Source organism: Corallococcus carmarthensis (assembly GCF_003611695.1).
GTDB classification, from domain to species: Bacteria; Myxococcota; Myxococcia; order Myxococcales; family Myxococcaceae; genus Corallococcus; species Corallococcus carmarthensis.
This window is the reverse complement of record NZ_RAWE01000168.1, coordinates 1-22,804: the sequence shown is the minus strand read 5'-3', so window position 1 is coordinate 22,804 and position 22,804 is coordinate 1. Positions and strand designations below refer to the sequence as shown.

General features: G+C 65.9%; 14 protein-coding genes and 2 pseudogenes. 6 read left to right on the top strand and 10 right to left on the bottom strand.

From position 1 onward, the window contains the following. From D7X32_RS32035 to D7X32_RS32005, 8 genes and pseudogenes are all read right to left on the bottom strand, one after another. Window positions 1-801, bottom strand: a pseudogene (locus D7X32_RS32035) (hypothetical protein); the annotation flags it as partial. A 55-nt stretch (window positions 802-856) separates the two neighbouring features. Further along, window positions 857-1,378 (bottom strand): hypothetical protein, encoded by a 522-nt coding sequence (locus D7X32_RS32030; protein WP_120606372.1) that lies wholly within the window; start codon window positions 1,376-1,378, stop codon window positions 857-859. A gap of 416 nt (window positions 1,379-1,794) precedes the next feature. Next, a complete protein-coding gene (locus tag D7X32_RS45130; protein WP_147450347.1) occupies window positions 1,795-2,031 on the bottom strand; it encodes a hypothetical protein in 237 nt (78 codons plus the stop codon). Between the two features lie 48 nt (window positions 2,032-2,079). Continuing rightward, window positions 2,080-2,829 (bottom strand): DUF169 domain-containing protein, encoded by a 750-nt coding sequence (locus D7X32_RS32025; RefSeq protein ID WP_120606371.1) that lies wholly within the window; start codon window positions 2,827-2,829, stop codon window positions 2,080-2,082. Beyond that, on the bottom strand, window positions 2,826-3,857 hold the full coding sequence (locus tag D7X32_RS32020; protein WP_147450346.1) for a hypothetical protein: 1,032 nt from the start codon (window positions 3,855-3,857) through the stop codon (window positions 2,826-2,828). Before D7X32_RS32020 ends, D7X32_RS32025 begins: the two co-directional genes overlap by 4 nt. 41 nt (window positions 3,858-3,898) lie before the next feature. Continuing rightward, complete coding sequence (locus D7X32_RS47895; protein ID WP_120606369.1) at window positions 3,899-4,411, bottom strand: histidine phosphatase family protein; 513 nt, start codon at window positions 4,409-4,411, stop codon at window positions 3,899-3,901. After that, a complete protein-coding gene (locus D7X32_RS32010; protein WP_120606368.1) occupies window positions 4,408-5,010 on the bottom strand; it encodes a protein kinase family protein in 603 nt (200 codons plus the stop codon). The genes D7X32_RS47895 and D7X32_RS32010 overlap by 4 nt, the downstream gene beginning before the upstream one ends. Further along, entirely contained in the window at window positions 5,007-6,167 is a 1,161-nt protein-coding gene (locus tag D7X32_RS32005; RefSeq protein ID WP_120606367.1) for a glycosyltransferase family 4 protein, read from the bottom strand. The genes D7X32_RS32010 and D7X32_RS32005 overlap by 4 nt, the downstream gene beginning before the upstream one ends. Window positions 6,168-7,408: 1,241 nt before the next feature. On the opposite strand from D7X32_RS32005, the gene D7X32_RS31995 reads away from it, so the two are divergent. The 6 genes from D7X32_RS31995 (at window position 7,409) to D7X32_RS31970 (ending at window position 20,470) form a co-directional block, all read left to right on the top strand. Further along, window positions 7,409-8,641, top strand: coding sequence for a toll/interleukin-1 receptor domain-containing protein (locus tag D7X32_RS31995; RefSeq protein ID WP_120606365.1), 1,233 nt, complete (start codon window positions 7,409-7,411; stop codon window positions 8,639-8,641). Beyond that, entirely contained in the window at window positions 8,638-9,603 is a 966-nt protein-coding gene (locus D7X32_RS31990; RefSeq protein ID WP_120606364.1) for an AAA family ATPase, read from the top strand. Before D7X32_RS31995 ends, D7X32_RS31990 begins: the two co-directional genes overlap by 4 nt. Before the next feature lie 528 nt (window positions 9,604-10,131). Next, entirely contained in the window at window positions 10,132-10,584 is a 453-nt protein-coding gene (locus D7X32_RS45125; protein WP_158625801.1) for a hypothetical protein, read from the top strand. Between the two features lie 2 nt (window positions 10,585-10,586). Beyond that, the gene (locus tag D7X32_RS47130) at window positions 10,587-14,201 is read left to right on the top strand and encodes a helix-turn-helix domain-containing protein (protein ID WP_244239298.1); all 3,615 of its coding nucleotides are present in this window, start codon (window positions 10,587-10,589) and stop codon (window positions 14,199-14,201) included. 240 nt (window positions 14,202-14,441) lie between these two features. Continuing rightward, window positions 14,442-16,994 (top strand): TIR domain-containing protein, encoded by a 2,553-nt coding sequence (locus D7X32_RS31975; protein ID WP_158625800.1) that lies wholly within the window; start codon window positions 14,442-14,444, stop codon window positions 16,992-16,994. 8 nt (window positions 16,995-17,002) lie between these two features. Continuing rightward, a complete protein-coding gene (locus tag D7X32_RS31970) occupies window positions 17,003-20,470 on the top strand; it encodes a tetratricopeptide repeat protein (RefSeq protein ID WP_158625799.1) in 3,468 nt (1,155 codons plus the stop codon). Between the two features lie 350 nt (window positions 20,471-20,820). Here D7X32_RS31970 and D7X32_RS31965 read toward each other — a convergent pair whose 3' ends face one another. Both D7X32_RS31965 and D7X32_RS31960 read right to left on the bottom strand, forming a co-directional pair. Beyond that, window positions 20,821-21,978 (bottom strand): serine/threonine protein kinase, encoded by a 1,158-nt coding sequence (locus tag D7X32_RS31965; RefSeq protein ID WP_120606360.1) that lies wholly within the window; start codon window positions 21,976-21,978, stop codon window positions 20,821-20,823. Window positions 21,979-22,142: 164 nt separating this feature from the next. Then, window positions 22,143-22,804 (bottom strand): annotated as a pseudogene (locus D7X32_RS31960) (serine/threonine protein kinase); the annotation flags it as partial.

The following is a 22,804-nucleotide window of genomic DNA, read 5'->3' as shown; positions in this document are numbered from 1 at the left end:
CCCCCATGCGCCGCCCTCACCGGGCCGTCCGCCCCAACCAGCAATCAGGTGCGCCTCGAAGCCCGGCCGCACCACCACCACGGAGGTGCCGTCCACGTGCGCCAGCGTCACCGGGGACGCGCGCCCTCCGGCCCGCCCCCAGTCATGAACGGCGGAGAGGGCCAGCGAGTAGCGGCCCGGCTCGCGAGGCTGGCCGAAGAGGACGTGCTGCACGTCCAGCGCGACTTCCGCCCCCATGAGGCGCGCGCCCAACACGTCCGAGGCGAACGCCTGCGTATAGAGGGGCCCCAGCGTGCCCGTGATGAAGCCGCCCGCCGGGTGGTAGTCGGGATTGCTTCGGTTGGAGTAGCGCCGCACGAGGTGCGCGGACAGCAGGCTGTAGGACTCCAGTGCGCCGAACCAGACGCCCACGGGCGCGTCGTTCGAGCCCAGCTTGAGGCCGCGCACGAGCTGGCCCCAATCCGAGAGGCTGTCCCAGTCCTCGCGTCGCACGAAGCCCGCATCCCCTCCACTTCCCCAGAGGCGCAACCGTACCGACGTGCCCAGGTTGAGGCCGAACTCCGCGCCTCCGTCGAGAACGAGGGTGGGCTCCACCTGGAGGAAGCCCTCGTCCGCGCCCCTCCCCGCGCGCGGCAGGAAGGACAACGTCGTCGCCTCCACGCGCAGCAGGTTGCTCCAGGCCTCGTCCAGTAGGAGCCGCCGTTCCTCCTCTACGGGCGGCACTTCCGGGACGTCCTCGGCCCATGCGGCCACCGGCAACAGTAGCCACAGCCAGACAGCCCCACTTTGCGTCATTCGCATCCACGCCCCCTGGGAGTGACACCTCCGAGGAGAGCAAAGGACACACGTCTGACATTCAGCCCGGCACCCACCGGACATGCACCACTGCCCAGGGGTGAAGGTCGGCTGCGTCGAGCCGGCGACTGTTACCGCCGTGACAGGCGCAAGGCGCCCGGTCCCGGCTCTGTCGTCGTCTCGTCCGCACTGCGCAGCGGGCGCGGCTCCGTGCGGATGGCGTCCTGACTCCGCAGCGGAAAGGCCGGGACGATGCCCCCTCGTCCTCCAGCAGGTTCAACTCCGCCATGGCCTCGCCGCCTTCAAAAAGGGCTGTCTCTACTTCCTTCACTGCATACGCTGCGCTGTACGGCCCCAGCCGCGCGATCTGCCCGCGCAACTCCAACTCCAGCGCCCCTGCTGTCGGGTAGCGAGACGCGTGCTCCTGGCGCCGCAGCCGGAGGAAGACGGAGCGCAGCGAGCCTGACAGCGCGAACGCAGCCTCTTTCACGTCCTTGCCAGTGAACACCATGGCGCGCTGGACGGCGTCCTCCACAAAGGGCAGCAAGTGCATGTCCATCGTCGTAGCCAGCGCCGCGAGCACGCGTTGACTCTGCTCCCGCGAGAGCTGTGGAGCCTCGTCTTCCTTCTTGAGATTCCCGGGTAGTAGAGATGTCGTCCCGTGGCGAACTCCAGCAGCACCAGCATCAGGGAGAAGAGGTCTGGGCGCGCGTTCGCCACCTCTCCCGCCACTGCCTTCGGTGAGGTGTAGATGACTTCCCCCGGAGGGAGCGGCAGCGTCGTGGCAAGGCGCCCTTGCAACTTGGAGCAAGCGACGCCAGGTCCAGGTCTCGGGCCACCATGGGGATGGACTTGCCCTCTTCCTCCACTAGCTTCACCGTTTGGGCCTTGTACTCGACCGAGAACTCTCGGCGCGGCCTGCGGGGCTTCTTTGGCTTCTCCTCTTTCGTGGACATTCCGTGCTCCTTCCTGCACATCTCGGGTGTTCACGGAACTGGGCTACTCCCACTCGGAGGCATCGAGCGCCTTCTGGACACTGCCCCACAGATGGGGCGTGGCGGAGAGGTCGGTCTGGTTGCGAAAGACGTCGATCGCGCGCAACGCATAGTACGGCCGGGCAAACTGCTGCAGGGCGCCCTGGAGCGCGGGCGCGAGCATCCCGTCCGCGGCATGGCTATAGGAGATGAAAGCTTTGTGCCGCCGATTGGGCTTGGGCGAGGTCTCAGAGATTGCCATTGGTTGAGGCTGAGCCGGTCGTGGTGCGATGATCGCTCCATCTGCGATTCAACGTGTGGGCCCTCCCTCCCGTTTCGTGTCCCCTCGGAGAAGCCGAGCCACCATGGGAGTCGCTGTCAGGGCAATTTCCAGGTGCCCCACCATCCGCAGGAACAGCTCGCGGGGAACGGCCAGGGACAGGTCCCGCACATGCCCCTTCAATCGCTGTGATGGATCAAAGCTCCCCAGCACCGCCCGACCTTCTCCGTGCAGTTCCTTCAGGGGGAGGGAGTAGAGAGAGTTGCAAGCAGCACCCCAGGGCGAAATCACCCGGTCCCCCTCCGCGCTTTCGAAGTTCGCGAGGGTATGGATGACGCTGAGTTGGTCGGCATCCACCCAGAACAGCACCAGGTCAGGAGTCTCATCCGGCCTGAGGTCTGCCAGCACCCGAAAGACGAGGGGGCCCTGCTGTCTGGGAGCTGTGACGTGGCGGACCGACGCCATGAAGGTCGCGGCATCCCTGACATAGCGCTCGGTCTCGACGACGTAGTCGCAACAACGCTCCGGGAGTGCATCGCTCAAGCCTGAATAGAAGGCCCCACAGTCCATGGGTGGGTGCGCCTCATCAAGCAGCAGCGGTCTGCCTGGCTCGACCTGGTTGATCATCGCCACCATGCACGGCAGCCGGGGATCAGTCGGCCCCGCGGGCCAGATGTTTGCCCCAGCCTCCGGCGGCAGCCCCCCATGCGTGACCGCGACAGGAAGGCGTACCAGCGCCAGATGCTCGACGAAGCGCGCCTGGATTTCGGACCAGCTCATGCTGCCTCCATGACAAGGAAATCCTGCATGACTCGGTGGAAGGCCTCGCCGTGTTTCTCTCGCATGACCTTGAGCACCCAGTAGGGATTGTTCACGGAGTCGAGGCACCGCGACAGGGCCGGAACCCGCCGCCAATGGCCAACGATTTCGAGCAGGGGAATGGAGTAGAGGGCCCGCAGCATCGGGTCTGCGAGGAGTGCGTCGAGGATCCTCCCCCGGTCCAGCCCGGGCTCATCCAGGCTCCAGGTCCGTTCCTGCTCCAGTCCGTACAACAACACCTGGCCATTGTGCTTCACAGTGACGTCCGGGCCCGCGAAGCGCCTCGGAGACTCAAGGTTGCCGAAGGTAAAGGGGCGCCCGGTCACCCGCTCGATGGCGTGGAGGTATTCCTCCAACGGGAGCGGGTCGGCCGTACCGGTCTGCTCGGGGTGGACGAGGTTCTTGAAGGTGACGGGGATGTGCAGGGAGCCCACGAGCAGTTGCGCGGTGAGTTCGTGGACGGGGCTCCAGGCATGATGCAGCCCCGTCGCAGCAAGCTGCGCTCCCAGCGTTGAGGTGACCCAGGCCCGTTCTGTCGTCACGGAGCGGAAGGCGACTTGCGTCGTGCCGGGCTGCCCCTGGTGCACCAGGGCCCGCTGGATGAGTGGGAGATGATTGTGGTGCGGTACTTTCTCGGCGTGCCAGCGATCCAGGCTCACCCGGAGCCGTGGGGTGAAGCCCCGGGCGAGCGCCAGCGCTTCGAGATCACCCAGGAAGCGCTCGAGCATCTTCCATGGAATGCCCGCACTGGTAATGACCTCCACGACCTGGGATGGGCCCGCGAGCGCGGCCACCTCCAGGACGCGCGCCATCTGGGTGAGCGGTTCTCCTTCTCCGCTGATGGACAGCCGCGAAACGGTCTCCAGGAGGCGCTTCAGGGTGGCCGTCCGGCGCGAATCCAATAGGAGGTGCTGCTTTCCCTGTACCGGCAGGTACATGCAGAACGCGCAGCCAATGGGACAGGCATTGGTGATGTCGACGTAGAGCAACGTGGGACCGAAGTCATCCCGCGCCATCGGACGCTGCCGGCTCATCGGTCCTCCCCGACATCAATGATCCGCCACGCGAGTGCCCCTGCACCGAACGCGTCGAGGGCCCAGACTTCTCCGGGTGCCAGCAGGCTCCCGTGCCGGTCGCGAGGCACCGATGGCTGGGGAACCCGGACGCGCCAGGTGCTCAACACGACATTCAGGAATCCGCCATGGCTCACCCAGAGCGTACCCGCCGGGGGAGGTGGGCAGGTCTGCAACCAGCGTTCAACGCGCTGCTCGAAGTCGGGGCGAAACTCGGAGGTTCCAAGTTCCTGGAGGTGGGCCTCCTCCTGGACCGGACAGTGGTGTGCTTCGGCGAGGAGCGAGGCGGTCTGCCGGGCGCGCCGGAGAGGAGACGTGACGACCCGGGAGATGGGCAGGTGGGCGCACCTGGCCGCCATGCGCCGGGCCTGCGCCCATCCCTGTGCAGAGAGGGGCGGATCCACCGCATCCGCACTCCAGTCCGCGGGGGCATGGCGCGCGAGATAGAAGATTGCAGGAGGCTCCGTCATGGCTGCCCCTGGTCATGGATGCCGGCCTGCCACATGAAGTACATGCGGCCCAGTTCCATCGCGGCATCACTCATGGGTCGGCAGTCGCTGCCATAGTCGCACAGCATGAGTCGTGTGCCGTCCCAGACAAAGTTGGAGGGCTTGGGATTGGTATGGGCAAATCCCGCCTGCGACAATTCGTGGAGGCATGCCTCCAACTGGGGCCAGATGCGTGTACGCCAGCAGCTGGAAACCTCTTCGTTGGTGAGCGGAACACCCGGGGAGGCAGCGTAGGAGATCCAAAGCATGTCGCGCTCCGGACGCTGGATGGTGAGCCGATACAAGTGGCGGGCCTCGTGTGACCGTTCCGCCAGCAGGCGCAGCCATTGCTCGGTCCGGTCCGGGTCGCGGCGCGGGTGGGTCCAGTTCAGCAGGAACTTGTGGATGTGCCCGTTCGCCGCGAAGACGACTCCCTCGCCCCCGCTGCCCAGCAGTCGAGGGTTCGAGGCATCCAGGTAGGGGCGGGTTCGCTGCTCCAACCATTGGAGCAGGGTGGGGGAGTCTTCCGCGCTGATGGCCTGGCGGATGGCAGCGTCCATGAGCGGGTGGAGGAGACTCATGCATGCACCTCCTCTCGGAACGCATCGAGATAGGCGTCCACGACTGCATCGATGGACAGATGCTGAAGGCCCTGCTCACGGGCGCTGCGCCAGCATCTCACGGAGGCCGGGTGAAGGCCCTGCCTGAGAACATCAGCCAACCCGGGGATGCCGGAATCGGGGGGCGCCAGGAAGAAGCCAGCACCCCTGAGCGCGGAAGAGACATCCTCCACGCCGGGAATGGCAAACCCCATGACGGGGAGCCCAACGCTGGCGGCTTCCAGCACGGCATTGCTCATGCCCTCCACGGATGACGCGGTAGCGAAGGCATCGGCCGCGGCGAGGATTTGAGGCATCTGGTCCTCCGTCACGCCTCGAGTGAAGACGACCCGGGTGAGCCCCAGTCTCCGGGAGAGGGCCTCGAGCCTCTGCCTCTCCAAGCCCTCTGGAGTCGGGTCGTCCCCCACAATCCACAAGGTATCCGAGGGAGGGGCCGCGGAGGCGAATGCCATGATCAGCAGGTCCAGGCGCTTCCTTGGATCGAGCCGAGTCGCGGCCAGCAGGATCCGCCCCGTGCGCGGCAGTCCCCGGTGGGCGCGAAGGACCTCGCGCGCTGCCTCCGGCCGCGGGACGTAGCGCAGGGTGTCCACCATGACGGGAATGCGCCGGGTGCGCCTGTCCACGTCGGGAAAGGCCGCGGTCTCCCGCTTCATCGCCTCATTCAAGACCACGAGGCCGGAGAGCCGGGCCATGCGCTCCGCGCGCCGCGGATCCACCCGGCTCTCGAAGTCCCCGGTGGTCGCGATGCGCATCCAGACACGGAGCCCTGTTTCCCTCAGACGCAGGAGCGCCGAGAGCTGCTCATCCAGGACCTCGGCGTACTCCAGACCTACTGCCAGGACGAGCGCGCCGGGCCTCAGCCGCCGGAGCTGGTCGGGAAGCACCTTCCAGAAGATGGAGCGGTCTTCGGAGAGGGGGCAGACCGTCACGCCGGCGGGCTCCGGGGGCCCTCCCATGGCGGCTCTGTAGGCCGGGGCGCGCGGAAAGCACACCGTCACCGGGTGCCCCCGGGTGGCCAGGGCGCTCGCCAGTCGCGCGGAGAAGTTCTGCAAGCCGCCCAGCGTCGGCAGGTAGTACTTCGGGACGAGGACGACCTCGGTGTGCTCATCCAGGGGCATGGTCGCGCTCCCTGCGGAAAAAGCAGACTCCCGCTTCCAGGATCAGGCTCGACCATGGGTCGCCCTTCCACCCGAAGGGGCGGAGTCCTGAGGCAAGCGCTTCCGCCCGGCCCGCATCCCAGTTGCGATGGTCGCACAGGCCGCGATGGAGGGCCGGGGCGGTGCCAGGGTCCGGGCAGGCCTCGTCAAGAGTCCTGCAAAGCCGCTGGAGGCGCTCGGGACCCGATGCGTGAAGCACGAGTTCTCTCAGTCCGGAGGCTGCTCGGGCATCTCCGAGGCGCTCCAGCGCCAAGGCCAGCGCGTGCTCGAAGTGCCTGGGCGCCTCTTGCAAGAGCGAGAGGCGTGCCTCCGCCGTTGGTAGGCCTTGCGAGGCCAGAGGCCACAGCCGCAGGAGATCGCGGCCGGCCTGTTCAATCGTGTCCGCGCAGTGGACGAGCGCCATGACCGTTCCGATGCACCCCAGGTCACCACGAAGCGTTCCGGCTTCCGGCCGATAGGGGCTGCTCGTGCCCTTCAAGGCTCGGATGCGTTCCCAGCCATCACGCGGCACGCCCACCCGTAGGAGGAGGGAAGGACCCAACGCGAAAAGCCGGTGCTTGAGTCTCCAGCCATAGGACCAAGGGGGCGTTCCGCCGTAGAGGGCGCCCACCTCCACCTCTGGAAGCATGGGAATCCAGCCGACGTCCAGGGTCACCGCCCGGGCGCAAACGCGATCGATGATGGGGGCATCCAAGCCCAGTGCAACGGCATCTGGGGTCACCAGGAATGCGCCGTAGGAGAGGTTCGCCGTCGTAGGTGCCAGGATCAGTCCTCGCCGCTCCGCGGATCCGCCCCCAGCGTTCAACGGCTTGGAGATCTAGCGCTGCCACACCCGCTGGAGTGCGCTTGAAATCCGCCACGTGCGCCACGGTTGCCCGGAGACATGCGACAGCTTCCTTCAGCTGCTGAAAAACCTCCAGGCGGCTGTCCTTGAGAACCCTGACACCAAGCTCATCAATTGGAGAGTCTTTGTCGACTCCCCTCAAGGCAAGCTGGCGGTGCCACAGACCTCGACCCTGGGTACCCACGGCGGACTGGCATGCGCTCTGGGGCCGGTCCTTCATCGGGTCGATGGCGGGGTAGAGCGCCATGGATCCACCCTCGCCGGTGCTGGGTAGGTCTGGGGGGATTGTGCCGCACCGAACGCTGGTGCAGGGGCTGCGGTCCGTGCAACATGTGCCTTCCATCTGCCTGCCCCAGTGATGCTCGTCTTCATCAGCCACAGCACGGACCCGCAGGCTCCTGGTGACAAGGCGTACCTGGATGCGCTGGTGGATGTCCTGAAGGAGCCGGAGTTCAAGGTCCTGCTGGACAGCAAGAGCCTCGAAGGCAGTGATGACTGGCCCCGCGAACTCGACGCCTACATGGACGAGTGTCATGCCGCAGTCATCCTGTTCTCACGCAGGGCGCTGGACTCGCCCTGGGTCAACAAGGAGGCGGCCATCCTCAGCGGGCGCCGCGCTCGCGATCCAGCGTTCCTGCTCCTCTGCGTCGCGCTGGACGGCGTGTCCGGTGAGGAGGTCTGGAAGAACAAGCGCTTCGCCGCGATGGAGCTGGACCGGTTGGAGTTCGTGGCGCCGGGAACCCCGGCGGAGGTCGTGGAGCGGATTCTGAACAAATGCCGCGAGCGCGCACCCGTGCGGTGCAAGACGCCCATGGAGCGCCTGGCACGCAAGCTCACCGGCATGTTCGAGCGCGCGAACCTGGAGGAACTCGAGGACGCGGCACACAGGCTGGGGATTGAAGTCTCGGGGTTGAGGGGGCGCCGACATGAGGCTCTCGCCAGGCGACTTGCCAATGTGCTGGCGAAGGCAAGGCTTGAGGAGCTGTATCCCTTCGTACGTGCCCTGGCGCCGGTCATTGGTGGGGCTGAGACCCGGAAGCTCATCAGGTATGTCAGGTCCTTGTGGGTGGACGCCGAGGCTGCCGGAAGGATTCTTCCCATCGCCGAGCGCCACGAGGCACGAAGGGTCATCGGTCTCAATGGGAGAAAGCTCCCCCATTTCACCGCGCCCCGCTACTTGGAGCGGGCCTACCGCGAGGACCCGGTCTACGAACTCATCCACGTCGATGCGGCCCTCGGTCAGAACGCGTTCGAAGAGGTCGCGGCGCAGATCGAGAAGCACTTCATGGATCAGGAGTCTGACCTCGAGGAACTCGACCAGTACTTGAGGGACACGCACACCCGATACTTCGTGTTGCTGCCTCCTCCAGTACCCGAGCCAGAACTGCTCGGCAGGCTTCAGGCCCGCTTCCCGCGCCTGACCTTTGCGCTCGCCACCGGCAGGGATGCGCACGACGACCCTGGCCTGAAGCACCTTCCCGAACTCGTCCTGCTGGAGCCCCCCCTTCACGCGGAGCAGGAGCGGAAGGCCTGGCAGCTCCAGAAAGACCTGGACGTGATTCTCAGGAACGTTTCCGAGGAACACTCATGACACTTCAATTCAATCGAACCGCCTTCGACCCCGAGACGGTCCGGCGGCGTTGGAAGACGCAGGACACGAAAAAGCTCTCGGACGAGCAGTCCCGCGCGAGGAGGTACGAGGAGCGGGATGACATCGTCCTGGCGGTCAATGCGGCGATCGTCACGCGTCGGCCGCTGCTGGTGTATGGCCCCCCGGGCTCGGGAAAGTCCTCACTGGCCGGCTTCGTGGCGGAGGTGCTCGGCTGGCGCTACTACGAGCACGTCATCACTTCGCGGACGCAGGCGCTGGACCTCTTGTGGGGCTTCGACGCCATCCGCAGGCTGAGCGACGCGCAGGCGAAGAAGGGGAGCCTGCCAGCCAACCATGACTATGTGGAGCCGGGCGTCCTCTGGTGGGCTTTCGAGTCTGGCAGCGCCCTCAGGCGTGGCGCAGGTGCGGGTGTGAAGTTGAAGGCCCGTCCCAGGGACCCTGCCCGCTGGGGAAAGTCACCTCACGCGGTGGTGTTGCTCGACGAAATCGACAAGGCGGATCCGTTCGTCCCGAACGATCTGCTCATCCCGCTCGACCGGGGCAGTTTCGATGTCACGGAGCTCAATGCGCACATCGAGTTGCCCAGGGATCGCCAGGTGCTGCTCGTCATCACTACCAACGGCGAGCGCGAGCTGGCCCCGGCCTTCTTGCGCCGCTGCGTCCAGCTCGAGCTGAAGGCTCCGGACCTGGAGCAGCTCCAGCGCATCGCCGAGCTACACCATGGGCCGGACAAAGGGGGCCTGTACGAACCGGTGGCGAACGCCCTTCTGCTGCTCCAGCGAGCGGCCCGGGAGAAGCGGGTTCGACCGCCGAGCACCGCGGAGTTCCTGGATGCCATCCAGGCCTGCCGTGAGCTCCGCATTCGTCCAGGAATGGGCGAGGAGTGGGAGTTGCTCACCTCCGGCCTCTTGAAGAAGCAGTCCACGTTCGCGGGCGGGTGAGGCATGAGCCGGCGCGGTGAGATCTCCCTGGGAGACATGCTGAGAGCCGTTCGCGAACTGGCGCCCCGGGACGCGGAGAGCCGGAGGCTGTTGCGCCGGGCGCTGGACCCCCTGGGGCTGATGCGCAGCCTCTGGGGCGAGCACGCCGGTGAACCCGAGGTGTTGCCTTCAAGTGAGCCCTCGCTCCCGGCTCTGACCGAGCGTGCCTTGCCAGCCTCCCTTCCCAAGCCCTCGACCGCGCTTCCAATCGAGGCTCCAGAGGCCGGAGAGGTCCTTCCCACCCGGTTGAGCCAGTCTGGCGGGGCCGAGCTTCCACTCAGGTTGCCTGGACCGGAGCTGGAAGTGTTGGACCACTCCTCGGCTCCGCCCATGCTTCCGCCACCGTCGCCCCTCTTCGTCCCCGCCTGGCAAACGGGCATCCTCACCGCGGCGTTGGGCGTGCCCCGCCCCGAAGGGCCGCTCGACGTGCCCCGAATGGTTCCCCAGCTGGCTCGGCAGTTACCGGTGCGGGAGTTTCCACGAAGGCAGGTGCGCTCACTGCGGCTGGGAGTCCAGGTGCTGGTGGACGTTTCGGAGTCCATGGTGCCCTTCGCCGAGGACCGCAAGCAATTGCTGGCCTGCGTCCGAGCCGTCCTGGGGCCGGACCGGGTCGAGGTGCAGCAGTTCGCGGGTGTGCCCTCACGCGGAGTCCGGCGGCGGGCGGGTGCTGCGCTCCATCCTTTCGAGTCTCCGGCTTCCGGGACGCCGCTGCTGGTCCTCTCCGACCTGGGGATTGGCGCCAGCGTGTTCTCCGACGAATTGCCAGACGTGGAGGAGTGGCGGCATTTCGCGGGGGTGGCCCGTCGCGCTGGCAGCCGGGTGGTGGCGCTGGTGCCCTATTCCTCCGCCCGGTGGCCACGTGGCCTCCAGCGGAGGATGCACCTGCTTCACTGGGACCGGCACACCACCGCGCGCGCAGTCCTTCAGGAGCTCCAGAGGTAGCCATGGAACAGGGGACTCCCTTCGACCTCGGGCGTGAGGCAATCGAGGCGCTGGAACGAAGCCAGCCGGACGTGGTGCGGCTGGCTTGTGTCACCAGCCTTGCCGTGCGCATCGACCGGGCCTTCTTGCGCGAGGCCCGGCTGGAGCTGCTTCCCGGGGTGCCTCCGGACGCGGAGGCGGACCTCTGGTTCAGCCCTCTCGTCGAGTCGCGAAGTGCGGTCGGGCTCGTCCTGGCCCCCGAAGTCTGCCACCTGCTTCGTCAAGAGCTTGCCAGGGATGAGGCCCTGCTCCGCCGCGCCTGGGCGCTGCGGCAGCGCTTCCATCCGTTCCTCACGCCAGAGATGCGCCTGGAGGAAGAAGTGGCCTGGCTGTCGCTGATGGAGCCGGGCGAGGAGAAACTGAACGAAGCACTCATGCGCTCGGTGAGGGCCATGGCCCGGGGTGGAGAGCGGGCCATGGGTGTCGCCCGTTGGGCCCTACGCGCGATACCCCGCCTGCCCGAGCAGGCGCGGAGGACGGAGGCGGCGCTGACGCTGGCGTTTGGTACGTCGGAGCGCCTGGACTTTCATCCCATGCTGTTTCAGGGCACGGAGGACGTTCCGCTCTCTCCGGCGCTGCTCCAGAGCGTTCGAGCGAGCCAGGCGGCTTCGGCCGCATGCCGGGTCGGCGTGCGTCTGCATGAGAACGCCCTGGAACTCGTGGAGCCAGCACCTGACGGCGCGTACCACGTGATGGAATTGCCGGACACCCGGCCCCGTCTGCTGGAGGTTTCCTGGGGCGTACCCGTGCCGGGACGGAAGCTGCTCGTCGCCGAGTCGCTGAACGCCTGGGTGCCGCTACCGGCTGGAGTGCGGGACCTGACCCTGTGCTCGTTGGGGGGCGAGTTCCACCTGACCGCCGGGGAGCGCGGTGACGAAGCTCAGGGGGAGGCTATCCAGGGGAGGAGGGCTCAGGTCCAAGCACCCGAGCCCATTGACGCCACGGAGGATGAGAACAGCTGGCCCGACTGGCTCGAGCCGTCGATCTTGAAAAAGACCGTTGAGCTGTCAGAGGAGCCGGAGCTCCTCAACCTGCTCATGGCTGGCGAGAGCGTTATCGTGGTGGAGGCGCCCGATGGGTACGGGAAGAGCACGCTGGTGCGTAGGGTCCATGCCAGCTTGCAGCGTTCCCCAAGGCTGTGGACTGAAATGGCCACGCTGCGCCTCCAGGGCTTGCTCATCGGCACGCAGGGATTCCTGAACAACCTGTTCACTGCATTTCCCTACGAAGGCTTCGACACGAAGGCCCAAGCCCTGCGTGACGAGACCCTGGCGATCATCAATCGAGATGGAGCCAAGGCGTTGGAGCAGCACCTCGAGGAGAAAATCCTGCCCCGCTTCCGAGACAGGATGCTGGTGGTCCTGGTCGAGGGCATGGACTCCATCACGCAGGAGCGGGCCAGCGGGTTCGTGGAGCTCCTGATGGGCTGGGCCAGCCGGAGAGACCCGCTCTGGTCCTGCTTCCGGCTGATCATCACCGCGACACCAGGGGCGAAGCGTCTGGCGGGAGCCCGTTACGTGCAATTCAGCGGGCTCGACGCAGTGAAGATCCGAAAGAGCGCCAGGATGCGCAATCTGGAGCTGGAGGCGGACCAGGCTGAATACCTCTGGCGACTCACCGATGGATGCGCGAGCAGGGTGGATTTGGCGCTTGATGCCTTGAAAAGGTCGGAAGGCAGCGCCTATCAGCTGGTCTGGGACGAAGCGCTACGAAAGAAGACCAATTACATTGACTGGTTGAACCGCTTCCCAGAGGTGCTGAGTGCCCTCGGTTCGATACGGGTGCGAGCCGAGAATGCACCGGCGGGTCTGCCTCGGCTGCTTGATGTTGGAATCCTCAGTGACACCGGGGCTGGCTATGAGGTTCCAGCGAAGATCTACGAACGACTGGCGCTCTATGCTCGGGACAAGGTGCAGCCACCTGGCTACGTGGTGGACCTCTACATCAATGCCGCCCCAGGTTCCCTGCCAGACTACGTCGACGACTTCCTCTCACACCTTCGTCGGCGCGTCGAAGCAGACCTGGGCCGGGAGCTTCGCGTATGGGTCGGGAGGGAAGGGGAGGGTCGGCATGCGCAACTGCTTCACTCGTGGGTCCTGGTAAACATCCTCACCCCGGCCTTCTTACAATCCAAGCCTTGCATGGAGCGGATGCGCGCGTTCAATGAGTTGGAGGGTGCGCGAAAGGTGCATCAGAGTTTGGATGTGCGGGTTGATCCGTCTATCGGGGAAATTGTGGATGGGGCTCGCGAGGAGGACGTCAAGCTTTGGGAACTCATGAAAAGAGCCCCCGACAGGACCTCTCCTGCCTACCGCGAGGCCCTGTCCGTCTTGGTGGTTGAGGCTGCCGGCCAACTTGTTTCATTGATGCTCCACGCATCCGAAGTGATGGTCTCCATCCAGGATGGGCCTGACGAGGATCTCCCGGCCGAACAGGGGGGCGACAGGCAGATCACCGCAATTGACGCACCCCTCCTGGAAGAGATCTACGGCCGGCCCGACTCCGGCTTCCTTGTGGTGGAGCTCCCCTCACGTGAGGTACTGCGCTCGCGAAGTGTCGCCGCGCTGCTGGAGAGATGGTTTGCTCCCTCCGAATTCCATACTTCGGGAATCCCGCACGTGCTGCTGGAGCGCCTGGAGGCGCTGACCCGCATGGATGCGGACGCGCGCCTCGATGCCAGCCGCTGGGTCTCAATCCATGGGGACTCGTACCGCGTCGTGCATTTCATCGAGCTGCCCGGGCGCGAAGGCCGTCGCCCGTGGGTACTGGTCCTGGACGAGACTCCCCTGTCGATTCCCCTCCCCAAGACCATGAGGCGGGCGCTCACGGCCCGGCAGATCGACATCGCCGGCCTCCTTCTGCGGAACTGGTCCAACAAGCAGATTGCCGACGAACTCTCCCTCTCCGAGGAGACGGTGAAGACGTACGTGAAGGACATCTTCGATCGACTGGGGGTCGACAGCCGGGCCGACTTCCTCTACCAGGCGGCCCACCTCAACAAGGAGAGCGACAGGCAGATCGCCGCGACTGATGCCCCCCTCCTGGAAGAGCTCTATGGTCGGCCCGACTCCGGCTTCCTCGTGGTGGAACTCCCCTCACGTGAGGTGTTGCGCTCGCGAAGCGTCACCGCGCTGTTGGAGAGATGGTTTGCTCCCTCCGAATTCCAGTCCTCGGGAATTCCACACGTGCTGCTGGAGCGCCTGGAGGCGCTGACCCGCCTGGATGCGGACGCGCGCCTCGATGCCAGCCGCTGGGTCTCAATCCATGGGGACTCGTACCGCGTCGTGCATTTCATCGAGCTGCCCGAACGCGAGGGCCGCCGCCCTTGGGCACTGGTCCTGGATGAGATTCCCCTGTCGATTCCCCTCCCCAAGACCATGAGGCGGGCGCTCACGGCCCGGCAGATCGACATCGCCGGCCTCCTCCTGCGGAACTGGTCCAACAAGCAGATTGCCGACGAACTCTCCCTCTCCGAGGAGACGGTGAAGACGTACGTGAGGAACATCTTCGATCGACTGGGGGTCGACAGCCGGGCCGACTTCCTCTACCAGGCGACCCACCTCAACAAGCCCATCTGAGGGGACACGAGGCGGCACGGAGGAGTGCGCCCGACGGCATCAGCTCGGGCTCGCTTCAATTCCCTGGTTTTCGTCCGACCACGTCCCCCAGCTGTAGCCCAGGGGAGGCCGCTCACCCGGCCTCACGCGACGACTTGTCAATCCCCCGCATGGGTCATGTCACCCAGGCGCGAAACGCGTAGAAGCGTCCTTGGACACCGTGGATGCCGTGGGCTGAGCTGCCCCCCTCCAGGGAGGTTTATGGAATCACCCTCGACTCGTGGGAACACCCTGCGGCGGCGGCAGTTCGAATCGCTCCGGGAACAGGTGCAGGGGCTGCTGGAGCAGTTCGAGACGGTCCTCAAGCGTGCGCGGAAGCTGTCCCCCAAGGACAGCATGCTCAAGGGCCTCACGGACAAACACGAGGAGACGCTCCTCAGGTGGGGGGAGCAGCGTTTCCAGGTCGCGGTGCTGGCCCTGGTCAAGTCCGGCAAGTCGACGTTGATCAACGCCTGGCTGGGGGATGAGTACCTGCCGGCCGCGAACACGCCGGAGACCACCCGCATCGTCCGGGTCCGCCATGCGCTTCGCGAGCAGGGCGTGCTCCTCGAAGACGAGAGCGTGCTCGCGCGGGGTGCCGCCGCAGCGAACGCGTACCTGCGGGAGCGCAACAAAGAGGGGCGGGAAGCCGACGCGCTCCCGGTGTCAGACGAGCTGGTGCTGGAAGCACCCCTGCTGGCCTTGAAGGACAGCGAGCTGGGCGCGCAGCGTTTCGAACTGCTCGACACGCCCGGGCCCAATGAGGCGGGAACCTCCGCGTTGCGCGGCAAGGTCGAGCAGGTGCTCGATACGGCCGACATCATCGTATACGTCCTCGACTATACGAAGCTGAAGACCGCCGAGGAGCAGACCCTCCTGGAGCTGCTCAAGGACATGCGTCCGGGGCTGCTCCAGCGCTGTTCGGAGCGCCTCTTCTTCGTCGTCAACAAGGTCGACCAGAAGAACCGTAACGGCCTGACGCCCGAGGAGACGGCCGAGTACGTATCGCAGCTGGTGGGGAAGGTGCTACCGGGCGTCGCCTTGACGCCGGAGCGGGTCATCCCGGTCGCCGCCGAGTTCGCCCTCCTGGCCCGGATGGTGGCGGAACATGAGCCCACCGAGAAGGCACTGGATGACTTCCGCAAACGGGCCTTCGGCGTCTTCGATGAGGAGGCCTCGCTGGATGCGTGCCGGCGTATGGCGCCCAAGCTGCTCGAGAAGAGCCGGGTGACGCGTCTGGAGGACGAGGTGTTGTCCTTCGTCTACCAGCACAGGGGCCGGTTGCTGCTGGAGGGCTTCCTGGAGACTCTGAGCCGCTCACTGGCGATGCTGGACAACCATCTCCAGACGACGCGAGGGGCCCTCAAGAAGGGGCATGAAGAGCTCGTACGCCGCAAGCGCGAGCTGGAGAAGGACCTGGAGCAACTCCAGGAGGGGCTTCAAGACGTCGAGGACACGACGAAGGCCTTCCAGTCCCAAACGGAAGAATGGGTCCGCGCGCAGTTCGGCCGCTTCAGGGAGCAAGCGCGCGAAGAGATCCAGGCTGCGCTGACTCCAGGGGCGAAGCGCCGTTTTCCAGAGCGGCTGGCGCGCATCGTCGGGGGCGTCTGGGCGCACCTGACGGGCACGGACACCAGTCAGGAGGCCGCCCAACATCGGATCCGTCAGGTCGACCAGGCCCTCCAGCGCTACTTCTACGATGAGTTCCTGGCCTTCCGGATGAAGCTGGAGGGCGAGGCCCATGAACGGCAGCGCGAGTTGGCGGCGAAGCTCCAGGCCCTGATTTCACCCCTGGCGCGGCGTATCGAGAAAGAAGTTGGCAAGGCGTTGAATGTGTCGCTCAAGCCGGTTCCCGTGCGCCTGCCGGAATTGTCGCTGGTCGAATTCCAGCAGGACATGCAGGCGGAGTTGCACAGGCTGGTGAAGAGCTCCACGCGCCAGGTCCCCCACACGACGCAGCAGGAACGCGTCATCCAGAAAGAGGGGTGGTGTCAAAAGAAGAAGTCCGTGTGGGTCGATGTCACGACCTATACCGTTCAGACTTCCCACGGCATCTCCGGCCAGGAGTTGCTGCGGCTGTGGGAGCAACGCCTGACGGAGCAGACCCAGACCTCCGTGCAGACGGCGCGTGGGCTCGTGGGCCAGATGACTCGCGGCATGACGCGGCAGATCCGCAAGGAGCTGAAGACCTATGCCGACGGGTACATGGAGATCCTGGAGCGGGAGCTGGCGGAGTCCGAGTCCGGTTCGTCGGAACGAGAAGCCAGGCTCCGGAAGGTGGAGTCGCTGGTGGGCGAAGTCGAGGCGTTGACCTCCGATATGGACGACTGCGCAAGGAAGCTCCTCCCCGCCGGACGCGGAGCCGACGCTCCGGAGGCCCATGATGTCTTCATCTGCTACGGCCAGGGCGACCGGCCGGCGATCCGGAAGATCGTCGACGCGTTGAAGGGCCACGGCATCAAGCCCTTCGTGGACTTCGATCACATCCCTCCGGGGGCCCCCTGGCTCCCCGTGTTGGAGCAGCAGTTGAAGACGGTGCGTTCCGTCGCTGTGTTCATCGGCAAGAACGAGCTGGGACCCTGGCAGGAGAAGGAGCGTCAGCTGGCGATTCAGGAGAACATCCGCCGCAAGTGTCCGGTCATCCCGGTGCTGCTGGAGGACTGTGGGGACGCGCCGGACCTGCCGCCTTTCCTTGACGGCTCGCAGCGGGTGGACTTCCGTCAGAAGGATTCCGAGCCCCTCCAGCAACTCATCCGTGGCATCCGGGGGCGATGAGGAGGTCCGTGCAACACCATCCCGTCTTCATTTCATACGCGCGGAACGTGAGCCGCGCGCACGCGGAGGCGCTGCATCACGCCCTGGCCCTGAATGGGGTGGGGGCGTTCCTGGACACGGAGGACATCCGGGAAGGGGAGACCTGGCCGAAGCGCCTGGCGGAGGCGCTCCTGGCGGCGCGGGTGGTCGTCCTCTTCGCGGAGGACGGCTACTTCGATCGGGTGTCGTGCTGGCGTGAGTTCCAGGCGGCCCTGGCGCCATACCAGGCGACGCAACACCCCGATGCGCTGGGCGGAATCGTCGTGGCCCGCCCCGTGGGAAGCGCCCTGGGCATGGAAGCCCTGCCGCCTGCGTTGAGGAGCATCCAGTGGCCTCGTGCGGACGACGTGCCGGGGTTGGTGGAGCGCGTTCGTTCAGTCCTTGCCGTGTGGCAAGAGAGCTTCGGGGCGCGGCTGGACGCCTTGGGCGCGCTCCAGTCCAGGACCGCGCTGCAACTCGTGGAGGAGCTGGCGCCTGAGCCTCCGCATCCCCTGGACGGCCAGATACCGCAGTACCCCCTCCAACTGGCACCGTCCCTGGGGCGCACGTTCGTCGGGCGGGCCGACGAGCTCTGGCGGATGGACCTGGTCCTGCGCGCAAGGGATCCCCACCCGGCGCCGAGAACGGTCGCGCTTCATGGTGGCGGAGGCACGGGCAAGACCCGGCTCGCGCTGGAATACCTGCACCGCCATGGCCGCCATTTCAGCGGAGGTGTCTTCTGGATCGACGCGGACGCCAGCTCCGAGCGGCTGGAGGAGCAGCTTCACGGAGTGCTCCGGGCGTTGCGTCCCGAGGTCCCGCCGCTGGCGCAAATGCGCAAGGAGCAGCGAAGCGTGTCCGACGCGCTGGCCCAGGCGCTGCGGGCCGTGCCCCCGGGGAAGCCCATTCTCTACATCGTGGACAACCTGCCCGAGCCCGAGGGGGCCCAGCGTCCCAGGCCGCTCCAGGATTGGTGTCCGGGAGTGGGGCGGGTGTCGCTCCTGGTGACGTCCCGGCTCAGGCCCGCGACGTCGGGTGTCACGGTCCAGCCCGTTGAACCGCTTCATCCAGAACCCGCGATGTTGATGCTGAGGCACGACCACGCGGTGTCCGCCCTGGAGGACGAAGATTGGATGCGGATCACACGCTGGGTCGGGCATCTGCCGCTGGCGATTGAGCTGCTGAACCGCGCCATCCATCTGGGCGGCCTGACGCCCGAGGAACTGCTCCAGAAGGCAATGCATGAGCGGCCCGCTCGGGAACTGGACCGGCAGATGGACGCCCTTCGGGACCAGGTGGAGCCGGACGCCCTGCGCGGAGTCACCGAGGCCTTCGCGCTGTCCTACGAGCGGCTTCCCGAAAGGGCCCGGACGGCGGCCCGCCTCGTGGCGCGGCTGGGACCTGAGCCCATTCCCTTGATGCTGCTGGAGGCGCTGGGGCCGGAGGTCGCCGCGCAGGACTTGAGGACCGCGTTGGTGACCCGGGCCTTCGTCTCGAAGGTCCCCGGAAGGGAAGTGCCTTTGTTTGGGAGGATGCACCGGCTGCTCGCGGACTTCCTCCTGGAGCAGTCCAGTGATCCCGACGGGGAGCTGCGCCATGTCGGTCACGCGGTTCATAACGCTGTCACGCCGGAGGACTGTCGCAATACCTCGATGTGGCCTGTCCTTCAGGCGTGGTTTCCCCATGCGGAGGTTGTGCATGAGTCGCTGCGCCAACGGGGCTCGCCCGTAGAAATCAGGCTCGAAGTCAGGCTGGGGCTGCTCATGTGTTTGTTCCTCGTCGAGCAGGGGGCATTGGAGCAGGGCAAGCAGGTTTGTATGAACGTGCTTGAGCGTGGGACGGCATTTCTGGGCCCTCATGACCCGGATGTGCTCCCCGTAGTCAACTGTCTGGCGGTTGTTCATGAGCACCTGGGTGAAACAGGCGTCGCGATGGAACACCTTCAACGGCTCCTGGCGGTGAGTCGAAGAGTGCGGGGCAACAATCATCCTGAAACGCTGACGGTGATGGGGAATCTGGCAAGCACGCTGATGACCGTGGGACTCACCGAGGAAGCGCTGGCGTTGAAGGAAGAAGTGGTCCAGCACTGGCTGGCGATACAGGGGCCTGAAGAACCAGAGACCCTGGCGGCCATGAACAATCTGGCGGTGGCGCTCGCTGGCGTTGGTGAGAATGAGCGTGCGCTCGCGATGCACGAAGATGTCTGTCGCATCTCCCTGAAGATACTGGGGCCAGACGATTCGGAAACGCATCTTGCCATGCTCAACCTGGCGCAGTGTCGCCTCTCGATGGGAAAGGTGGATGAGGCCAAGCACGTGTTGGACGGCCTGCTCGCGAGGCTGGAGAGGTCTCACTCCGACCTGCACCCCACGAAACTTTCGGTCCGGTCCGCGCTGGCGGAGATCCTTGCTCGCCAAGGAGATATCGCGGGGGCTCGGGGCCATACCGAGGCGATCCTGCGATTCAGCTCGCAAGCGCTTGGCGCGGATCATCCTGAAACGCTGGGTTCGCTCGGGAACCTCGCGGACCTGTTTGCGCTGGAAGGTGATTGGCAGGGCTCACGGCGCTTGAAGCAGCAGAGACTGGAGCTTTGTCGCGAGCGGTACGGTGAAGGCCACCGCGAGACATTTTCCGCGACGCTGGATCTTGTTGAGACGCTGAAAATGAGCGGCCTTCCAAAGGATGCACTGGAACTTCTGGGGCATCACCTCGAAGCATTGTTGCGGCTGCGCGGAGAGGATTTTCCGGGAACCTTGACCACGATGGCCCTGATGGCGCAGCACAGCCGTGCGATGGGTTTGCTTTCGCAGGCCCGGCGGTGGAGTGAACGGTCCCTGGCGGGGTGGGGCCGTATTGTTGGCCCGGAGCACTTCCAGACGACAGCCGCTGCGTGGGAGCACTTCCAGCTCCTGGTCCAACTGGGAGAGGTGGAAGCCAGCCAGGCGATCCTCGAACACCACTTGAAGTGGATGCACTGGCGCCCGGCGGAATCTCTTCATCCCATCCAGCAGGAGATCCAGAATTGGCTGTTCGAAGAAGGGCTTTTCTCGAGGACTGCGCCCAAGCCCGAGGAGGAGCCGTCGTCGGTCCCCTTGGACGCGCTGGAAGACATCCTCGCCGCGCCGGTATTCGAAGCACCGAAAGCTGGCATCCAATTGTATTTCCTGGGTGACCCCATCGAGCCAGGAGTGGCCTACGCGCAGATCCGCTCCTTCCTTCTGGGCAAGTTACTCACCCGCGGAATCCGCAAGGGAGAAGCGGTGGCGCGTTTGGAGCGACGCCCCAAGGTCTACCGGGTTGAATTCGATCTGCGGCAGGGCAACGACGCGGAGGCGATCGGGACTTTGACCATTCCCCATGACGGCCTCCCACCGAAGGACTTTGAATCGAAGCTGAAAGCCGCCCGGATCACGACCCTGGAGGACCCCAACGTCTTCGTCATGACGAAGAGGGTGTGAGAGGAGTACGGGACTTGAACCCGTGGGCCAAGGCGATAGGAAACCCAGGCAGGACGCGCTGTTACCCGCTATCGCCTTGATTTCCCTCGGGTTCATCATCCCGCCCCGTCCCATCCTGTTCCCTGGTGTGCCCCCTCAATCCACGCTGGAGGGGCACACTGGGGGCACATGCGGCGCTGTCTTCCAAGAAGTCACCAGCACCGAGGGCAACGCATACCCAAGAGCCTGATGGCCTTATCTAGCAGGGGCCCCGAGCGCGCGGAGATCGGTTCCCGCCTCCTCACCCGGCTTGCCCCCGGCCGTTCTGTAGGCGGGCTCGTGCTCAAGGGGCACTCTCCCCGGGCGCCGTCCTAGTTCGTGCTGATTTCGTCCTGGGATGCCTCAAAGCCTTGGGGACGCCGAATGCCCAGCTCGGTCAGCGCCTCGCCAGCCAGCTTCATGAGCTTGAGCAGCTCGGCTTCCGCGTCCTCCTGCCCGAAGACCTCACCATCCCCCAGCCAGTGGCGCAGGTCCGCCGCCAGCTCGCGCGCTGATTGGTAGCGGTCAGCGGGCTTGGGTTGAAGAAGTCGGCCCAACGTTACGCGCAGCCCCTGCGGGAGGTTCTCCGTCAACGCGTCCAGGTCTGCCTGCGTGTAGGTCGCCGCGCGCCAGATCACGTCTTCAACCATGTGGTGACTGTTCGCGAGGCGTGCTCGTCGGATGGCACGCCGGACGCGCACGCGCTGCCTGCTCGACAGCGAGCCCTTCACTTCTTCGGTCAGGTCGTCCGGGGCGTCGAGAAGGTTCCTCCCCGTCGCGATTTCGAGCATGACGACGCCGAGCGCGAAGAGGTCCGAACGAGCGTCAACACGGCCGGTCAGGAGCATTTCCGGGGAGGAGTAGAACGCATCCCCCAACGGGCGACGCACCGTGGATGAAACGCGCCCAGGCAAGTCCGACAGGGCGAGGCCGAAGTCGGCAACCTGCACGCCACCCTTCCAGTCAACGAAGATGGTCCCCACGTCGACGGCCCGGTGAACGATGTTGAGGGGCTTCCCCTCGCCGTCCTTGGCGTCGTGGGCGTGCTCAAGAGCCGTAGCCACCTTGGCACCCACGTACAGCGCGAACAGGGGTGAGAACCGGCGCCCGCACTCAGCAGCGAGCGTCAGCATGTCGCTCACGCTATGCCCTGACGGATGCTCGGTAATGACGTACCAGCACCCTTCCGCCTTGTGCATCCCGTGGACGCGAAGGATCCCCGGATGATTGAGGAAGGTCGCAAGACGCACCTGCTCTTCGAGCCTCACCCTTGCACGCTTGACGCGCGCCCCCTCCTGACCCGTCTGGGGGCCAACCGCCTTGAGCAGCACCTTCCCCCGGGGGTGGTTCCCCTCCAGTGTCCGCCGCCGCGCTACGAAGAGGCTCAGCCCGTGGTGCGCCTCGCCCAGGTCTTCGCGGAACTCGTACTGAAAGCCGCCTGTCGTGAAGAGAATTGCCCCTCGGGGAACCTTGAACTCGATTGCCGGCATGCTCGTGCCTCCAGTTGCTCGCGCGGGCACCGAAGCCAACGCGTTGCAGGGAGCATCTTACCCGTGGGATGGGCTCCAGGGAAACTACCCTGGTAGGTCCTATGGCGCTCTGCGGGCGGGCGGCCGAAATCGAGCACCTACCCAGTACGTCACCCGCGAGGCGCTCAGGGCCAGCGATTCACGACGTATCCACTGCTCCGGTTGCTGCTCTTCACCCTGCCGTCCTTGAACGCGTCGGCGGTCGTCTCAACCACGAAGCAAACGGGTTGTTCGTCCTGCCCGGGGAGCTTCACGCGGTCATACCGAACGACGAGTGCCGGCCCGTCCGCGCGCCCCATCTTTTCGGACAGGTAGTAAGCCCGCCCGTAGAACCGTGTTCCAGGAGGGGCGACCTGCCGCTGCCGGTCATCGCTGGCGCTTTTCGGGACGATTCCCACCACTTCCTCGCCAGCCGTGAACCACACGTATTCGCGCTCCGCGTGGCGGTCGTCGAGCACAACGGAGAACCGGTCTCCGTCCGTCCAGCGGAGGTTTTCCCTCATGGCCTGTTCCGCTCCAGCCGGGCAGGTGAAGGACTCGGGCCGGATCTGGGCACTGGGACACCCGGCCATCAGCGCTGCGGCGAGCGACAGCGACGCGCATTCAACGGCAGCGGGGAACGTCTTCGATGCGCGGGACGTGCGTCCTTGGGTCAGCGCTGCGGGCGGCGGGGTCTTCAAGGCGGATCCTTCCTTCTGTGCGGCGTCGGTCTCCGGCACCGGGGGAACCTCGGACGCGGGGGCAGGAGGGGACATAGCAGGGGCGGCTGCCATGGGCGGTGTGGAAT

Bases quoted from the DNA above. Each gene is read 5' to 3' on its own strand.
- D7X32_RS45130 (WP_147450347.1), bottom strand. From the start codon at position 2,031: ATGGCAATCTCTGAGACCTCGCCCAAGCCCAATCGGCGGCACAAAGCT.
- D7X32_RS32025 (WP_120606371.1), bottom strand. From the start codon at position 2,829: ATGAGCTGGTCCGAAATCCAGGCGCGCTTCGTCGAGCATCTGGCGCTG.
- D7X32_RS47895 (WP_120606369.1), bottom strand. From the start codon at position 4,411: ATGACGGAGCCTCCTGCAATCTTCTATCTCGCGCGCCATGCCCCCGCG.
- D7X32_RS32010 (WP_120606368.1), bottom strand. From the start codon at position 5,010: ATGAGTCTCCTCCACCCGCTCATGGACGCTGCCATCCGCCAGGCCATC.
- D7X32_RS32005 (WP_120606367.1), bottom strand. From the start codon at position 6,167: ATGCCCCTGGATGAGCACACCGAGGTCGTCCTCGTCCCGAAGTACTAC.
- D7X32_RS31995 (WP_120606365.1), top strand. From the start codon at position 7,409: ATGCTCGTCTTCATCAGCCACAGCACGGACCCGCAGGCTCCTGGTGAC.
- D7X32_RS31990 (WP_120606364.1), top strand. From the start codon at position 8,638: ATGACACTTCAATTCAATCGAACCGCCTTCGACCCCGAGACGGTCCGG.
- D7X32_RS47130 (WP_244239298.1), top strand. From the start codon at position 10,587: ATGGAACAGGGGACTCCCTTCGACCTCGGGCGTGAGGCAATCGAGGCG.
- D7X32_RS31975 (WP_158625800.1), top strand. From the start codon at position 14,442: ATGGAATCACCCTCGACTCGTGGGAACACCCTGCGGCGGCGGCAGTTC.
- D7X32_RS31965 (WP_120606360.1), bottom strand. From the start codon at position 21,978: ATGCCGGCAATCGAGTTCAAGGTTCCCCGAGGGGCAATTCTCTTCACG.